Annotated in this window: 12 protein-coding genes; 6 read left to right on the top strand and 6 right to left on the bottom strand. The window is 69.9% G+C overall.

Annotated features, from left to right (window positions below):
• Positions 1 to 995: 995 nt before the first annotated feature.
• The 5 genes from ACFO6V_RS07095 to metH form a co-directional block, all read right to left on the bottom strand.
• Positions 996 to 1913, bottom strand: coding sequence for a DEAD/DEAH box helicase family protein (locus tag ACFO6V_RS07095; protein WP_377133644.1), 918 nt, complete (start codon positions 1911 to 1913; stop codon positions 996 to 998).
• A 97-nt stretch (positions 1914 to 2010) separates the two neighbouring features.
• A complete protein-coding gene (locus tag ACFO6V_RS07090; protein ID WP_377133642.1) occupies positions 2011 to 2430 on the bottom strand; it encodes a hypothetical protein in 420 nt (139 codons plus the stop codon).
• A 238-nt stretch (positions 2431 to 2668) separates the two neighbouring features.
• Complete coding sequence (locus ACFO6V_RS07085) at positions 2669 to 3709, bottom strand: DUF6183 family protein (RefSeq protein WP_377133640.1); 1041 nt, start codon at positions 3707 to 3709, stop codon at positions 2669 to 2671.
• A 182-nt stretch (positions 3710 to 3891) separates the two neighbouring features.
• Complete coding sequence (locus tag ACFO6V_RS07080) at positions 3892 to 5082, bottom strand: pentapeptide repeat-containing protein (RefSeq protein WP_377133638.1); 1191 nt, start codon at positions 5080 to 5082, stop codon at positions 3892 to 3894.
• 571 nt (positions 5083 to 5653) lie between these two features.
• On the bottom strand, positions 5654 to 9181 hold the full coding sequence (metH, locus tag ACFO6V_RS07075; RefSeq protein WP_377135186.1) for a methionine synthase: 3528 nt from the start codon (positions 9179 to 9181) through the stop codon (positions 5654 to 5656).
• A 153-nt stretch (positions 9182 to 9334) separates the two neighbouring features.
• Between metH and ACFO6V_RS07070 the strand changes: the two genes are divergently transcribed.
• The 6 genes from ACFO6V_RS07070 to ACFO6V_RS07045 all read left to right on the top strand — a co-directional run bounded on the left by ACFO6V_RS07070 (position 9335) and on the right by ACFO6V_RS07045 (position 16203).
• Complete coding sequence (locus ACFO6V_RS07070; protein WP_377133636.1) at positions 9335 to 10114, top strand: SDR family NAD(P)-dependent oxidoreductase; 780 nt, start codon at positions 9335 to 9337, stop codon at positions 10112 to 10114.
• 77 nt (positions 10115 to 10191) lie between these two features.
• Positions 10192 to 11439, top strand: coding sequence for a serine hydrolase domain-containing protein (locus ACFO6V_RS07065; protein ID WP_377133634.1), 1248 nt, complete (start codon positions 10192 to 10194; stop codon positions 11437 to 11439).
• A 9-nt stretch (positions 11440 to 11448) separates the two neighbouring features.
• Positions 11449 to 12261 carry a DUF554 domain-containing protein gene (locus ACFO6V_RS07060; protein WP_116675856.1) on the top strand — a complete coding sequence of 271 codons (813 nt, stop codon included), beginning with the start codon at positions 11449 to 11451 and terminating at the stop codon, positions 12259 to 12261.
• A 500-nt stretch (positions 12262 to 12761) separates the two neighbouring features.
• Positions 12762 to 13853, top strand: a complete 1092-nt coding sequence (locus tag ACFO6V_RS07055; RefSeq protein ID WP_377133631.1) for a GNAT family N-acetyltransferase — start codon at positions 12762 to 12764, stop codon at positions 13851 to 13853.
• Between the two features lie 77 nt (positions 13854 to 13930).
• Positions 13931 to 15079 (top strand): GNAT family N-acetyltransferase, encoded by a 1149-nt coding sequence (locus ACFO6V_RS07050; protein WP_377133629.1) that lies wholly within the window; start codon positions 13931 to 13933, stop codon positions 15077 to 15079.
• 8 nt (positions 15080 to 15087) lie between these two features.
• On the top strand, positions 15088 to 16203 hold the full coding sequence (locus ACFO6V_RS07045) for a GNAT family N-acetyltransferase (RefSeq protein WP_377133626.1): 1116 nt from the start codon (positions 15088 to 15090) through the stop codon (positions 16201 to 16203).
• A gap of 22 nt (positions 16204 to 16225) precedes the next feature.
• Here the strand turns inward: ACFO6V_RS07045 and ACFO6V_RS07040 are convergent, their stop codons facing one another.
• A complete protein-coding gene (locus ACFO6V_RS07040) occupies positions 16226 to 17038 on the bottom strand; it encodes a TrmH family RNA methyltransferase (protein ID WP_377133624.1) in 813 nt (270 codons plus the stop codon).
• Between the last annotated feature and the right edge of the window lie 19 nt (positions 17039 to 17057).

Below are 17057 nucleotides of genomic sequence, written 5' to 3'. Positions count from 1 at the left end.
CTGCCGGAGGCGGTTGGCTGACACGGTTCGTGACACAGTTGCCTGTCTCCGGGCCTGTCTGACACGCGAAATGACACACTTGCAGCACCCACTGACGCCCACGGTTGCCCACTGTCGCGTTGTCGTGGCACTCTGGGTCGTACAGTCCGGGAACGGCAGAATCAAGCCGTTCTGACCGCCCAACGCGGCCAGCAGCACGGATTCGAAACGCGCCTCGCGAGCAGTCCCAGGAGCTTCCCGCGGAACAGAAGATGTTCCGCCGCAAGTCCGGCTGATTCCCTGTGACAGAGGCCGGCCGGTGCCTCGGAAGCGGGCCGTGCCGCCCCAACCGCTAGCCTGAACTCGCGAGGCAAACGCCTCGCACACAGATGACTTAGCCCACCTCGCTGCCGTCATCGTGCTCGCCGGCTCTGACCGGTGGCGACGACTACCGATCGATGAAACCCCACTGGTGCCCGATCTCGCGTCTGGTCGGGCATCGCAGCAGGTCAGCGCGGTGAAGCGCGTTCATGGCCACAAGTAGTCATCGCGGGCCTCACGATCGACGGCGAGCTGCGGATCGTGGGACGGACAACGCTCTCGTCACCATCGGCACGTCGTGCGCTGACACCGTGGCTCGTCCCACCAGCAGGGAAGCATCCGTGGCCGGCCCAGGTGCCCCGGACGGCGTTGGCGCGGTTCCATGCCACTGGGGGGAATGTTGTCGACTTGACCCTCGTCGAGCCGATCGCGATCGAGGTGAGCGCCGATGTGGGGTGGGACGGACAGAGCTTCCGTACCTCCTGCGCTTCCTACGGGTGCGTCCTGACACCGAGGTCAGCAGCATCAGACCGCCAGACGCTACCGGCACTCTAACTGCGTGGTCGATGCCGGTTAGCGGCTGGACGGGCCAGTTTCGAGCGTTGCGAGGGAGCCAAATGCATACCTTCCGGCAGGCGTAGTTGCCGCTGCATTCGACCGCGATGACGTCACCCTTGTGGTCGGCTTGTTAGGAGTCAGGCGGTTGACGAGTCGCGTTTGGACGTTCGGCGCGCCGGTGGCGAAGAGGTATCGGACTTGTCTGTGGGTTCTGACTTGTCGTCCGCAGTTGGGTCCGATACGCGTGCAGGGCTCGTCAACGGTAGGTGCATGATGCGTCGGGCCAAAGCTGCGACGTCGTCGGGCATCGTTGCGGTGAACAGCATGGTTCGCTTGTGGGCGGGGGTTCGCCCGAGGAAGGCTTCAACGTCGGGCAGCACTCCGAGGCTGGCCATTTCATCGGCGCCGTCGAGGACAACTACGTGGACATGCTCCAAGCTCGGGTTCTCCTGGCCGATCATGCTGGACAGGTGTTCCACTGTGCCGACGATGACGTCAGAGCCAAGTGCGCGGGCAGTTGCCTCCTGATTGGGCCCCAAGCCCTGGATTACCGACTCGATGCGGACGATGCGTCTGGCTGACACCCCGACCAAGGCGAGATGTTCGGCGACTGCGACGGCGAGGCTCGGGGTCGGTACGAGGACGACAGCTTGCGGCTGACCGGGGTCGGGCACCTGGTCGTAGCCCGGTTCACCCGGAGCCACGACTTGATGCAGGAGAGGGATCGCATATGCCAGTTGCCGGTCGACACCCTGCGGAACATGCCCGATGAAGTCTCGCCCGCTCATCACCGCCGACAAAGCGGCAGCCTGTATCGGTGAAAACTGGCTGGCGTCGACGAGTGTGCGGACAAACGACTCGCTCGGTGAACCGGCAAACGACGGGGCGAGGCCAGACAGCGCAGCCCCCCGATCCGCCACCGCCTTGACGGCGATCGCGAGACGCTCCTCTAGCGAGACGGAGAAGGATTGTGCCTGCGTGCCGCGGCGTTGGAGGGTGTCGGGGATGCGGGATTTGCGCGTGGCTGTGGGTCGCGGCCCGAGGACCTCGTCCACGACTGCGAGAGCACGAAGACGACGTCGCTTGTGACCGGGGAGTGGGAGTAGCCCCCAACCGGTCTTGCGTGTGTGTGTGAGCTCCACCGTTCCCTCCCTACCGCTCTCCGAGCATCGCGATGCAACTCAGGACGGCCGAGACCACCGACGTGAGCACCTGGGCCCGCGCGAACCAGTACATCTCGCGCAGATAATCTTCATTCACCAGCACGCATTCGTAAAGACGCCGCAGGAACTCGTCCCTGATCGCGCCGTCCGTCCACCCGAGATCACGCGAGGTGATCATGATGGCGTGCGCATCGGGCTCTTCTAGACGGTCAGCGTTGTATGTCGCGAAGAGCAACAGGAGTGAGCACAAGAGCACCAAGCAGGTGGCCATGTTGAGGCCGCTACGGCCGAGCTCCTGCCACGACGCCACTGACGCGGCCGTGGCCGTTCCGAGCGCGAAAACCGTGATCACCTTCGCGCTGTCCATCCGCCACTGCTGGCGTGCCAGCGAGCGTTCGAGGCTCTGCATGAAGTCTTGCCTCAATGGGCCGTCCACGACCGCGATCGTTGCCTGTTTTGGGCGCTGTGTCCATCGAAGTCGCGAGACTTGATTTCGCGGCGGGCGGTCCGGACGGTGGCCGCGCTGTCGGACCCGGCGCCTAGAGCGTTGGATGTTCGCGGGTCAGCACTATTGCGGCGACCGCCTCGCCACCGGCGTGCTGCGCTGCAGACACTCTGTGCTCGGGCCTTGTCGACGTCGCTGTGGCTCAGGAGCGCGGGGTCCAGCCGGTATCGACCTTTTGCTCCTGGGCGGATGGATGGCACGGCCCACCTCCGGGCACCCGAAGCCGGCGAGCAGCGGCGATAGCACATGGTCGGTCGCGCGTCACGACTTCGGATCGGGCCAAACTGTGCCGTCCCGACTCCGCCGTTATCCTGAACGAGCGCACGACGGCCGTCGTGCGCACTGGCGATGAGCCCCACCAGGGTCGCCCGCCTTGTCGGCCGTCCTCGGCCGGCGACTTCGAAGCTCTCACCGGCCCCAAGTCCCAGGGAAGTCCCAGCCGCTCACGGCAGGAGATGAACCTGCGGGCCAGGTTGGCGACGTCACCGGGGGTTGCCGTAGTTAGCGCACCAGTCAGCGCAGCGATCGATTGCCAGGCGTGCAGCCTCCCGTAGGCGCCGCCCTGGCGAGGCCCGTAGAAGCTGGAGCCGCTGCCGGCTTCGTGGAGCCTCGTCCAGACCTGCCCAAGAGTTGCTGGGATCGCCCGGAGCACGCTGACCTCACCGCTGGCGAGGAACACGGGTGCCGCGCGGGCCAGTAGGCCGCGAAGATCTTTGTCGCGGACCGTGTCCGCGGCGAGGTACTCGTGGGCGTCGATCTTGCCGTTGGAGTGCTCGGCCCAGTGTGCGAACGGCAGTCCGGCACGGTCGGTGAAGTCCACGGTCGTTGTCTCGACCATCTCAAGGTTGCTACCGACGGCGTCAACGGACTTGTCAGCGATCAGTGCCTCCCATCCTTGGTCGAACCTCTCGGACCGAGGGTCGGGCTTCTCGAAGTCTGCCAGCACAAGTGGCAGCCATCCGAGCCCGTGATGGAGCCAGTGATCCAGACGTGCCCAACGACCGACGGCGGGGTGGTCCAGGACGTCGTGCCCGGCCAGTACAAGCTCGTGGACGATCATGGCGCGCAGTTCGTCACTGTGCCCGGTGCGGCCGCCACCATTGAAGACCGTGGCCAGTTCCTCCACTGTGGCATCGCAGGCAAAGGCCGTCGCCTGTGCCTGGTGCGTCGCGTGGCCAGTCATGTCAGACCGTACTCAGCGTGCTGGCGATCGATTCCCGGCAAGTCAGCGAGTGGCCTCGTGAGGTGACGTCGGCGCGGTGATCCGAGGTGTCCTAATCCTGCCCGCAGATCGCGCCTGTGCCCAATCGTTCCGCGTCATTGAAACGGCGGATCGGGCGGTCTCTCGATGCTGGGGGCGCCTTCTCATTCATCGAGTTGTGATTCAAACGAATAGCAAGTGGTGACGAGCGTGTCACGCTCGCGGGTCAGGGTGCAGCCGAGTGCGTCGTAGAACTTTTCTTGCTCATCGAGTGGGAAATGGGCCTCGTCGTGTTTCTCCGCGCCGATGCAGACGGACTCTTCTTCGTCGATGTGGTACTCACCCGAGCATGCCGCGGTTCCTGGTGCCCAGTGTGTCTGAAGTGCTTCGCTGCGGATCACGTTGAACGGTTCGTACATGTCGCTCGGCGTATGGTTCGACGCTCCGACGGAGAGGGCATCCATTCGGCTGTCACGCACAGTAATTCTTGGGACTGCGCTTCCCCGCTCGTGCTTGTACAAGAACTGCGCTCCGCGCAGGTCGGCGTTGCTGAACTCGACGTCGAACTGCCCGTGCACCCATGCGCCCGCCAAGCGCGCGCCAGCAGTACTAGTCGGTGCGAACTGCACAGCATCGAGTTGGGCACCGGTCAGATCTGTGCCCTGCAGGACTGCGCCCGTGAGATCGGCCCCCGACAAGTCAGCGCAAGTGGCGGCATCTACGGCGACGATGCTGACTCGCGGCGTGTCACCAAGATCAGCTTCGTTCGCAGGCTCAGCTTGCCGGCCATGCTCCACTTCTACTTCTACGTCGCAGCCGAGATCGAAGCCGCTAAGGTTCGCACCGCGCAAGTTCATATGGCGGAAGTCTCGAGACCCGCCGCTCGCCAGCGCATCGCGGATGTAGGCAACATTTCCAAGTACCTCGGCCCGCTCAGCAGTTCGCTGGTCGGCTTCAAGGGCTGCCTCCTGACGGTCGTCATCCAAGCTGTTCTGCCAATGCGCGAACGCGAACCCGACTCCTACGGCGAAGAGTAGGCCCATAGCCAGCTCGATCACGAGCGTGGCAGCGATTTCCTGACGACGCTCGACCTTGACCTGCTGGGCCTGCTGCGCGAGGAACTCGACCGTGGCTGCAAGGTGGACCGGTAGGGAAACGTCCAGCCCAAGGGCCGGGTGCTGTGTCGAATCATCGGCGTCAACGGCCGAGCCGGCAAGATCCAGCGCTTGGCTATCGTCAGGCTGAGAAGCGGAACCGCTCGCAAACGGAAGGCTGGTGGGCTCATCGGTCGGAACGTTCGCTGGCGTGGGACCGACTGGCACGCTCGGCTGGTCGTCCCGCGTGGGTTCCGGCATGCACGGCATGCTATCGATTTTTGATCCGCGCTCGGATAGGAAGGCCCACGGGCAGGCACCAGAGGTTGTAAGCAGACCGTTTACAGTAGTGCCAGGCAGTAGGCACGACCGTGCCGATAGTTTTCCGGGTTGCTGCCACGAAAGGCTGCTTCCTCTCGGGGGAGCGGCCTTTCGTCTGCACCCACTTAGGCGATCGAAGTAGATTGCTCCGCTGCAGTCGCAACTCTTGGCGTGAGCGACGTCGTGCGGGTCGCGGTGGCACCGCGGTCACCGTCGTCCGCCAGTACCAGCAGGACGGCCGGCAGGGGCGGGAGTTCAGGACCGCGCCATAAAGCCCCAGGTCGGGACCCAATTCGTGTCAGGCTCGCACGGATTCACGCTGGTCAGAGAGCCAAACCGTGTCACGATCAGGGCTTCGCGCCCGAGGAGCGCGATTGTGACACGTTTATGACACGTTTTGGTACGCTGAGGTACGTCCAGCGACGTCTGGATACGGGAGTCCTGGGAATCCGCCCGAGGCTCTGACCAGTCAGAACGGGCTTGACCTGGTCGGGCGGCCACCACCCAGAAGTCATACGGAGAAGTACTTCGCCTCCGGGTGGTGGAACACGAACGCATCCGTCGACTGCTCCGGATGCAGCTGCAGCTCCTCGGAGAGCGTCACCCCGACCCGCTCAGGCCGCAGCAGCTCCACCACCTTGTGCCGGTCCTCCATCTCGGGACACGCGGGATATCCGAGCGAGAATCGCGCCCCGCGGTACTCCAGCTTGAACATCCCCTCCACGCCAGAAGGCTCCTCGGCTGCGAACCCGAGCTCGGCCCGCACCCGCGCATGCCAGAACTCGGCAAGCGCCTCGGTCAGCTGCACCGAAAGGCCGTGCAGCTCCATGTATTCCCTGTACTTGTTGGCCTCAAAGAGTCGCCCGGTGTGCGCGGAGACAGAGTCCCCGACAGTCACCAGCTGCACCGGCAACACATCGAACCGCCCGGTCTCCTCGACCCACTCCCGAGGCCGCACGAAGTCGGCAAGACACAGGTGCCGGTCCCGCCGCTGCCGCGGGAAGTGGAACCGCAGCCGCTCAGTCCCGGCAGCACCACCGGATCCGCCGTCAGGCGCCCCGATCCCGGAGAGCTCCCCGTGGTGCGCCACGACGACGTCGTTCCCCTCCGACCACACCGGGAAGTATCCGTAGACCACCGTCGGGTCCATGATCTGGTCCGTCAGGATGCGGTCCATCCACTCCGCGAGCCGCGGCCGCCCTTCGGTCTCGACCAGCTCCTCGTAGGACGCACCATCCGAGGACCGCCCGGGCTTGAGTCCCCACTGCCCCATGAACGTCGCCCGCTCGTCCAGGAACGCCGCGTACTCGGAGAGCTGCACGCCCTTCACGATCCGCGTGCCCCAGAACGGCGGGTCGGGCACCGGGTTGTCGGCCGCGACGTCCGACCGAGCAGGCAGGTCCTCGACAGCCGTCTGCGTCACCGTCACCACCGCGTGCCGCCGCTTCTTCAGCGCCGGCAGCCCGACGTCGTCGGGCGCAGCTCCTCGGGCGACCCGCACCAGGGGCTCCATGAGCCGCAGCCCCTCGAACGCATCCTTCGCGTACCGCACCACGCCAGGGAAGGCTCCCGCCAGGTCGTCCTCGACATAGGTCCGCGTCAGCGCGGCCCCGCCCAGCAGCACGGGCCAGCGCTTGTCGTACCCCCGGGAGGCCAGCTCCTCCAGGTTCTCCTTCATCACCACCGTCGACTTCACCAGCAGCCCCGACATGCCGATGACGTCCGCGTCGTGCTCGATCGCGGCGTCGATCATGGCGCTCACCGGCTGCTTGATGCCGATGTTCACCACCTTGTAGCCGTTGTTCGTCAGGATGATGTCCACGAGGTTCTTGCCGATGTCGTGCACGTCGCCGCGCACGGTCGCCAGCACGATCGTGCCCTTGGTCTGGTCGCCCTCGACCTTCTCCATGTGCGGCTCCAGCAGCGCGACGGCGGCCTTCATCACCTCGGCCGACTGCAGCACGAACGGCAGCTGCATCTCGCCCTTGCCGAACAGCTCGCCGACGACCTTCATGCCCTCCAGCAGGTGGTCGTTGACGATGTCGAGCGCCTTCATGCCGACGCCGAGCGCCTCCTCGAGGTCCGGCTCCAGGCCCTTGCGGGCGCCGTCGATGATCCGCCGCGCCAGGCGCTCACCCACGGGCAGGGCCAAGAGCTCCGCGGCCCGCTGGTCCCGGATCGCCCCGGCATCGACACCCTCGAACAGGTCGAGCAGCTTGGAGAGGGGGTCATAGGTGAGGTTGCCGTCGGCGTCCCACTCGCGCTTGTCCCACACCAGGTCGAGAGCGGTCTGCCGCTGCTCGTCGGGGATCGAGGACAGCGGCAGGATCTTCGCCGCGTGCACGATCGCCGAGTCCAGCCCGGCCGCCGTCGCCTCGTGCAGGAACACCGAGTTCAGCACCGCGCGCGCCGCCGGGTTCAGGCCGAAGGACACGTTCGAGACGCCGAGCGTGGTGTGCACGCCGGGGTACTTCTGCGTGATGCGCCGGATCGCCTCGATGGTCTCGATCCCGTCGCGCCGGGTCTCCTCCTGGCCCGTGGCGATGGGGAAGGTCAGGGCGTCGACGATGATGTCGTCCACGCGCATGCCCCACTCGCCGACCAGGGTGTCGATCAGCCGCGAGGCGATGGCGACCTTGTGGTCGGCGGTGCGCGCCTGGCCCTCCTCGTCGATGGTCAGCGCGACGACGGCGGCGCCGTGCTCCACGACGGCCGGCATGATGCGCCCGAACCGCGACGTCGGCCCTTCGCCGTCCTCGAAGTTCACCGAGTTCACGACGCCGCGGCCGCCCAGCAGCTCCAGGCCCGCGCGGATCACGGCCGGCTCCGTGGAGTCGATGACCAGGGGGAGCGTCGAGGCGGAGGCCAGGCGCGAGACCACCGCGCGCACGTCCTCGACGCCGTCGCGCCCCACGTAGTCCACGCACACGTCCAGCAGGTGCGCGCCGTCGCGCGTCTGCGCCCGGGCGATGTCGACGACGTCGTCCCAGCGGCTCTCCAGCATCGCCTCGCGGAACGCCTTGGAGCCGTTGGCATTGGTGCGCTCGCCGATCGCGAGGAAGCTCGTCTCCTGGCGCAGGTCCGTCGCGGAGTACAGCGACGCGACGGCGTTCTCGCGCACCGGCGCGCGCTCCGCCACGGGACGCCCGCCCACGGCCTCGACCACGAGGCGCATGTGCTCCGGCGTCGTGCCGCAGCAGCCGCCTACCAGGCCCAGGCCGAACTCGCGCGCGAACTGCGTGTGCGCGGCGGCGAGCTCCTCCGGGGTGAGCGGGTACGAGGCGCCGTTCGGCCCCAGCACCGGCAGGCCCGCGTTGGGCATGCACGCCACCGGGATCTCCGCGTGCTGCGACAGGTGCCGCAGGTGCTCGCTCATCTGCTCCGGGCCGGTGGCGCAGTTCATGCCTATCGAGTCGATGCCCAGCGCCTGCAGCGCCACCAGCGCGGCGCCGATCTCCGAGCCCATGAGCATGGTCCCGGTGGTCTCCACGGTCACGGACACGATGATCGCGACCCGCTGTCCGACGTCGGCCATGGCCTGCCGGCCACCCGTCACCGCTGCCTTGGCCTGCAGCAGGTCCTGGCTGGTCTCGATCATCAGCGCGTCCGCGCCGCCCTCGATCAGGCCCGCCGCCTGCTCGGCGAACGTGTCGCGCAGGTGCGCGTACGTGGTGTGCCCCAGCGACGGCAGCTTGGTGCCCGGACCCATGGAGCCCAGCACCCAGCGCGGCTTGTCCGGCGTCGCGTGCGCGTCGGCGCGCTCGCGGGCGATCGCCGCACCCTTGCGGGCCAGCTCGCGGATGCGGTCGTCGATGCCGTAGTCCGAGAGGTTCGACCAGTTGGCGCCGAACGTGTTCGACTCGACGGCGTCCACGCCGACCTCGAGGAACGCGTCGTGCACGCCCGCGATGATGTCCGGCCGCGAGACCGTCAGGATCTCGTTGCATCCCTCCAGGCCCTCGTAGTCCTCCAGCGTCGGGTTCGCCGCCTGGATCATCGTGCCCATGGCGCCGTCGGCCACGACCACGCGCGTGCGCATGGCCTCCAGCAGAGCGGCGGAACGCTCGGTGAGAGCGGGCAGTTCGGCGGGCACAGCGGCGGGAAGTGCGGTCACCTCGGCAGCGTAAGCCTTTGCCCGACGGCGGTGCCGTGCGTGCCCGGCTGGCGGTATGGCGCGGGTATCGTCCCGGCCATGACGACGCACGACTACCTGGCCGCCCTGTTCTCCCTGGAGGGGCGCACCGCCGTCGTGACCGGGGGCAGCTCCGGCATCGGGCGTGCCATCGCCGAGGCCCTGGCGCAGGCCGGGGCGCGCACCGTGCTCGTGGCCCGTGGCGCCGAGCGGCTCGACGACGTCGCCGCCGGCCTGCGGGAGCGCGGCTGCGCCGTCGAGACGGTGGTCGCCGACCTCTCCACGCGCGACGGCATCCACGCCGCCGCCGAGGGCATCGCCGCGGCCGCGGGGGAGCCCGACGTCATCGTCAACAGCGCGGGCATCAACCTGCGTCCGCACCTGGGCGAGGTCGACCAGGCGATCTGGGACGTCACCATGACCGTGAACCTCGAGGCGCCGTTCCTGCTCGGCCAGCGGTTCGCGCCCGGCATGGCGGAACGCGGCTTCGGCCGGCTCATCCACATCTCGTCGCAGCAGGCGCACCGCTCGTTCGTCGACAGCGGCGCCTACGGCGTCTCCAAGGGCGGCCTCGAGTCGCTCGCGCGCTCCCAGTCCGAGGCGTGGTCGTCGCGCGGCGTCACCGCCAACACGCTCGTGCCCGGGTTCGTCCTGACGCCCCTGAACCAGCGCCTGCAGGACGACGCCGAACGCGTCGGGGCGCTCGCCGCCCGCACCACGGTGGGCCGCAACGGCGTGCCCGAGGATTTCGCCGGCGCCGCCGTCTTCCTCGCGAGCGCGTCTTCCGGGTACGTGACGGGCCACTCGCTGTTCGTCGACGGCGGCTTCTCGGTGCACTGATCCTGGCGCGCCGGGATCGTGTGGTGTACCGGGGTCTTTCGGTGCGCCGGGTGCCCCCGCCCAGAACAATGACGGTCGTGACGACGACGCGCGGCGACCAGGCACGACCTGCGACACACGGACGACGGCTCGCACGAGGCCTGGTGGCGCTCGCGCTGCTGGCGGGCGTTGCCGGGTGCGGCGGCCCGGGCGGCTCCGGCGACGTCGGGCCGACCGAATCGACAGGGCCGACGGAATCAACCGGGCCGACCGAATCGACAGGGCCGACGGAATCAACCGGGCCGACCGAGCCGGCGGAGTCGACGGAGTCGATCCTGGGCGACGCCCTCCCGCCCGGCTCCAGCGGCGCCCTCGTCGCGGGGCGGGGTACGACGATGGACCTGTGCCAGGGCTGGGGCGACCCGGACCCGGGTTCCGGGGAAGCAGCGGGTTGCGACACCGTCCTCGACATCGGGTCGATGACCAAGCAGTTCACCGCCGCGGCGATCGTGCGGCTGGACATGGACGGCCTGCTCACGTTCTCCGACCCGCTCGCGGACCACCTCCCGGACGTCCCGGCGGACAAGCGGTCCGTCACCATCGAGCACCTGCTGACCCACACCTCGGGGTTCCTTGACTCGCTCGGGTCCGACGACGAGCCGCTGACCCGCGACGCCTTCCTGCGCGAGGCGCTGGGCTCCGAGCTGCTGTCCCGGCCCGGCACGACGTACCTGTACTCGAACGTCGGCTACAGCCTGCTGACCGCCGTCGTCGAGGAGGCGTCCGGCCAGGACTACGAGGCCTACCTCGCCGAGCACCTGTTCACGCCGTCGGGCATGACCAGCACGGGCTACCTGCTGCCCGACTGGTCGAAGGAACAGGTGGCCGACCAGTACGACGCCGAGGGACGATCCCACGGCACACCGCTCGACCAGCCGTGGGCCGACGACGGTCCGTACTGGAACCTCCGTGGCAACGGCGGCCTGCTCTCCACACCCCGGGACATGTTCCGCTGGCACGTCGCGCTGCTCGGCGACGTCGTCCTGGACGACGACGCCAAGCGCGAGCTGTTCGAACCGCGCGTGCGCGAGGAGCCCGACGAGACGTACTACGCCTACGGCTGGGTCGTCGACGACCCGGAGGACCCGAGCATCCTGTGGCACAACGGGGGCAACGGCTGGTCCTACGGGGAGATCGCCCGCGACCCGGCGGGCGACACGTTCGTGTTCTGGGTGGCGAACCGGTCCGCGGGGGACGGCTGGGACCTGGGCGAGGACGGCGGCGGCATCACCTCGGCGCTCTTCGAGCGGCTGGCGGAGACAGGGGAGGCCCCGGCCGACGGTTAGGCTCGCGCGGTGGACGTCGACCTCCCCGGGCTGGGCACGCTGATCAATGTCGGGACGATAGTCGTCGGGTCGCTGCTGGGCATGGCCGTGGGGCACCGGCTGCCCCAGCGCACCCATGCCGTGGTGACCGACATCCTCGGCCTCGTGACCCTGCTCGTCGCCGCGCTGTCCGCGATGGCGGTCACCGACGCCGCCTTCGTCGCGGCGACGGGCAGCGGCGCTCCCGTGCTGATCGTGCTCGGCTCGCTGCTGATCGGCGGCATCGCCGGCTCGCTGCTGCGGATCGAGACCCGCCTGGAAGCGCTGGCGGGCACCATCCAGGGCTGGCTGGGCCGCCGGTCCGACGGCGCGCGCACGTCCCGGCGTCCGGTGCTCGTCGACGCCACCGAGACCGGCCAGGACGAGACGGCGCGCGAGCGGTTCATCGAGGGATGGCTCACCGCGTCCCTGCTGTTCTGCGTCGGGCCGCTCGCCATCCTCGGATCACTGTCCGACGGCCTCGGCCGCGGCATCGACCAGCTCCTCCTGAAGTCGGTCCTCGACGGCTTTGCGGCGCTCGCGTTCGCGTCCTCGTTCGGGATCGGGGTGCTGCTGTCCGCGGTGTCGGTCGCCGTCGTCCAGGGGCTGGTGACGCTGGCCGGCGTCCTGCTCGGGTCGGTGCTGCCCGACGCCCACATCGCGGCGCTGACGGCGACGGGCGGCCTCATGCTGGTGGGCATCGGCCTGCGGTTGCTGCACATCAAGCAGATCCCGGTGGGCGACCTGCTGCCCGCGCTTCTCGTGGCGCCCCTGCTGACGCAGCTCGTGATCGTGCTGCGCTGACTGTGGGGGCAGGGAGTGACCAGCGCTTGAGGCCGCACCAGCTCCGCCGGCCGCGGCGGGCGGAGGTGGCCCGCGGAGGTGGCCCGCGGAGGTGGCCCGCGGAGGTGAGGGCTCGTCGAGTTCGGTCCTTTGCTGGCCTGGTTCCTTGAGATCGGTCCCTTGCAGCGAGATCGGTCGGTTGATTGACCGATCTCAGCGCAAAGGACCGATCTCGCGGTTTGGGGCGGTGCAAGGGACCGATCTCGGGGGTTGGGGCGGTGCAAGGGACCGATCTCGGGGGTTGGGGCGGTGCAAGGGACCGATCTCGGGGGTTGGGGCGGTGCAAGGGACCGATCTCGGGGGTTGGGGCGGTGCAAGGGACCGATCTCGGGGGTCGGGGCGGTGCAAGGGACCGATCTCGCGGACGCCCGTCGCCGTCGAACCGGGCGAGGTAGCGCCGGCCCCTGCCGATCGCCGCAAAATCCCGTGCCCCGCGTGGCGCACCCGCCTAGCGTTGCCGTATGTCCACGATCGCCGAGCGCGCCGCCGCACCGCGCACCCTGCCCGTCCCCACGGCGGGCGGCCTGACCTGGCGCCCCTGGACCCGCGAGGACGCGCCCGCTCTCGCGGAGCTCATGCACACGATCGAGCAGGCCGACGGCCGCGACTGGTTCACCTCGGCGGACGAGATCGACGACCTCTTCGGCGCCCCCGTCTTCGAGCCGGCCGCGGACACCCTGGTCGGCCTCGACGCGGACGGCGCGATGCTCGCCCACGCGCGGATCGAGCGGTTCCCGACCGACGGCGTCGACCTCTTGCGGGTCTTCCTGTCCGGCGGCGTGCACCCCACCCGCCGCGGCGAGGGCATCGGCACCGACCTGCTCGCCTGGGCGACGGCCCGCGCCCGGCAGGCGCTCGCGGCGTCGGGCACGGACGCGCGGCTGGCCGGCCTCCCCGCGCGGATCTCCGCGCACATCGAGGACGGCGACCCCGCCGAACGCCGCGAGCTGCTCCTCGCGGGCGGCCTCGAACCCGTCAGGTACTTCGCCAACCTGCGGCGCGACCTGAGCGCGCCGCTGCCCGTCGTCGGCCTGGAGCCGCCCCTGCGGCTCGTCCCGTGGTCCGAGGCCCTGGACGACGCCGCGCGGCTGGCCCGCAACGACTCCTTCCGGGACCTGTGGGGCAGCCAGCCCCGCACCCCCGAGGCGTGGCGGGCGTACCGCAGCGCGTTCGCGCCGGAGTGGTCGTTCCTCGTGGTCGACGACTCGGTGGAGTACGAGGGGTCGGACCGGGAACGGCCCGGGGACGAGACGGTCCCGCCGGGCACGCCGTACGTCGTCGGGCTGCACATGGCCGGACGGTACGAGCACGACTGGGAGTCGCAGGGATTCCGGGCGGGGGACACCGACCTGCTGGGCGTGCGCCGGGCGTACCGCGGACGGCGCATCGCCGCGGCGCTCCTGGCCCACGCGATGCGTCGCTTCGCGGACGACGGCATGGAGGTCGCGGTGCTCGACGTCGACACCGACAACCCGACCGGGGCACCCGCCCTGTACGCGGGGCTCGGCTACACCAAGAACGACGGCTCCACCATGTACGCCGTGGAGCTCTGACGTCCGGCCGGGCCCGTCGTCGCGCCTCACCCGCAAAATCCCGTGCCGGTCGCGGGCCGGTCGCCTAGCGTGGCCGTATGCCCACGCATCCGTCCGGCCTGTCCGCCGTGCCTGACCCCGTGTCCGATTCGGCGCCCGCCTCGATCGCCGAACGCGCCGCCGCACCGCGCACCCTCCAGGTCCCGACCGCGGGCGGTCTGACCTGGCGACCTTGGACCCGTGCGGACGTCCCCGCGCTCACGGAGCTCATGAACGCCGTCGAGAAGGCAGACGGCCGCGACTGGTTCATCTCATCCGGCGAGGTCGAGGAGCTGTTCGACGCGCCCGTGTTCGACGCCGCCTCCGACACCCTCGTGGGCCTCGACGCCGACGGCACGATGCTGGCCCACGGGTCCGTCGAGCGGTACCCCACCACCGGCGTCAGCCTCCTGCGCGCCGGCGTCACCGGGGGAGTGCATCCCACCCGCCGCGGCGAGGGCATCGGCACCGAGCTGCTCGCCTGGGGCACGGGACGTGCGCGGCAGGCGCTCGCGGCGCTGGGCACCGACCCCGAGGTGGCCGGCCTGCCGGGCCGGATCTCCGCGCACATCTTGGACGTCGACCCGCCCGAGCGCCACGACCTGCTGCGCGCCGCGGGGTACGAGCCGATGCGGTACTACGCCAACCTGCTGCGCGACCTGAGCGCGCCGGTGCCCGCGATCGGACTGGAGCCGCCGCTGCGGCTGGTGCCGTGGAGCGACGCCCTGGAGGACGCGACCCGGCTGGCCCGCAACGACGCGTTCCGGGACCACTGGGGCAGCCAGCCGCGCACTGCGGAGTCGTGGCGCGCCCACCGCAGCGCGTTCGCGCCGCAGTGGTCGTTCGTCGTGATCGACGAGTCGGTGCTCTACGAGGGGTCCGAGCAGGAGCAGCCCGGCGACACGACGGTGCCGCCGGGCACGCCGTACGTCGTCGGGCTGCACCTGGGCGAGCGGTACGAGCACGACTGGGAGTCGCAGGGCTACACGGCGGGCTACACGGGGCTGCTCGGCGTGCGCCGCGCGTACCGCGGACGCCGCATCGCGGCCGCCCTGCTCACGCACGCGATGCACGTCTACGCCGCCGACGGCATGCAGCGCGCCGAGCTGGACGTCGACACCGACAACCCGACGGGCGCGCCCGCCCTGTACGCCCGGCTGGGCTACACGAAGAGCGACGGCTCCACCCTGCACACGATAGAACTCTGAGGACCGCCATGAGCACCGAGACCCCCACCATCGCCCCGATCGCCGAGCGCGCCGCGGCGCCCGCGACCCTGACGATCCCCACGGCCGGCGGCCTGACCTGGCGCGCCGCCACCCGCGAGGACGCGCCCACGTGGCTTGCGCTGCGCAACCTCATCGCCCGGGCCGACGCCGAGCCGTACGTCGAGACCCTGGAGGAGATCGAGGAGATCTTCGAGGGAGCGTGGCGCGACATGACGGCGGACTCCCTGCTCGGGTTCGATCCCGACGGTGCCCTCGTCGCCTGGGCCCAGGTCGACAGCCCGCCCGGCGACGTGACGACGGTCCGCGCGTTCTGCTGGGGCGGCGTGCACCCCGACCGCCGCGGTGAGGGCATCGGCCGCGAGCTGCTGGCCTGGGGGACTGGCCGCGCCCGGCAGATGCTCGCGGCGTCGGGCAAGGACGTGCCCGGCCGCATCGGCGTGTTCGCCGAGGACGACGCGCCCGCGTCCAAGCACCGGCTCTACGAGCGGGCCGGGTTCGGCGTGCGCCGCTACTACTCCGACCTGGCGCGGCCACTGACCGGGCCGGACGCCGCCCCCGTGCCCGAGGTCGAGCTGACCGGCTCGCTGCGGCTCGTGCCGTGGTCCGAGGACCTGGCCGAGGCCACCCGCCTGGCGCACAACGACGCCTTCCGCGACCACTGGGGCAGCCAGCCGCAGACCCGCGAGCAGTGGGCGCAGCGTGCGGGCTTCGCGCCGGAGTGGTCGTTCCTGGTCATCGACGAGGCGCCCGACGTCGAGGCGCTGCTCGCCCATCCCGATACCGACCCCGAGACCGCCGCGGCGCTCCGGGCCGGCGAGCCGCTGGTGGTGGGCTACGAGCTCGCCGCCCGGTACACCGAGGACTTCGCGGTGCGCGGGTACTCGTTCGGGTACACGGACATGCTCGGCGCGCGCCGTGCCTACCGCGGCCGCAAGACCGCCCTCGCGACGCTCGCCGCGGGCATGCGGGCGTTCGCCGCCGAGGGCATGCAGTACGCGGCACTCGACGTCGACACGGCCAACCCGAGCGGGGCCCACGGGCTGTACGCGAGCCTCGGCTACGTCAAGACGACGGGCTCCCGCATGTATTCGATAGAGCTCTAGCCTCGATAGAGCTCTGACCGGGCTACTTCGCCAGGCGTTGGCGGCGGGCCTCGTAGAGCAGGACCGTCGCCGCGTTCGCGGCGTTGAGCGAGCTCGCCGAGCCCGTCATCGGGATGCTCAGCGTCACGTCCGCCGCGTCGAGCCACGCGCGGGTCAGCCCGGTCGTCTCGCTGCCGACCAGGAGCAGGACGGGCTGGGTGAGGTCGTACGCGGAGATGTCGCCGTCGCCCTGCTCGTCGGTGGCGACGACCACCAGGGGCAGGCCGGCGGCGCGCCGCGCGGTCACCCACTCCATGACCTCGGCGGACGACGGCGCGCGCACCACCGGCGTCGCGAAGAACGACCCGGTCGTGGCGCGCACCGACTTGGGGTCGTAGGCGTCGGCGGCGTGCCCGGTGGTGATCACGCAGTCGGCCCCGAACGCGTCCGCCGAGCGGATCACCGCGCCGATGTTGCCCGGCTGCGTGGGGCGGTCGAAGACGACCCCGAGGAAGTCGGGTCCGGCCTCTATCCGGTCCAGGTCGTCGGGCCGCATCGCGACGACGGCGAGCAGCTCGGCGTCTTCCTTCTCGGCGAGCTCGGCGAGCAGGTCGGGCGCCATCTTGACGTGCTCGACGTGCGGGTGGGCCGCGAGCACGCCCCGGGCCCACTGCGAGAGGTGGCGCTCGGCGTCGTACAGGAGCGAGCGGACCTCCCAGCCGTGCTCCACAGCCATGGTGATGGGCCGCACGCCCTGCACGATGAACTCGGCGGCGCGGTGCCGCTTGTTGCGGTTGGTGAGCAGCGTCTCGAGCTGCTGGAAGCGTGCGTTGCGCGAGGAGATCCGTATGGCCACGCCCCCATCCAACACTGTT

Origin of the sequence: Promicromonospora alba (assembly GCF_042654905.1) — a bacterium.
GTDB classification, from domain to species: domain Bacteria; phylum Actinomycetota; class Actinomycetes; order Actinomycetales; family Cellulomonadaceae; genus Promicromonospora; species Promicromonospora alba.
The sequence above is the reverse complement of the archived record's forward strand: the minus strand, read 5'-3'. Positions and strand labels throughout refer to the sequence as shown.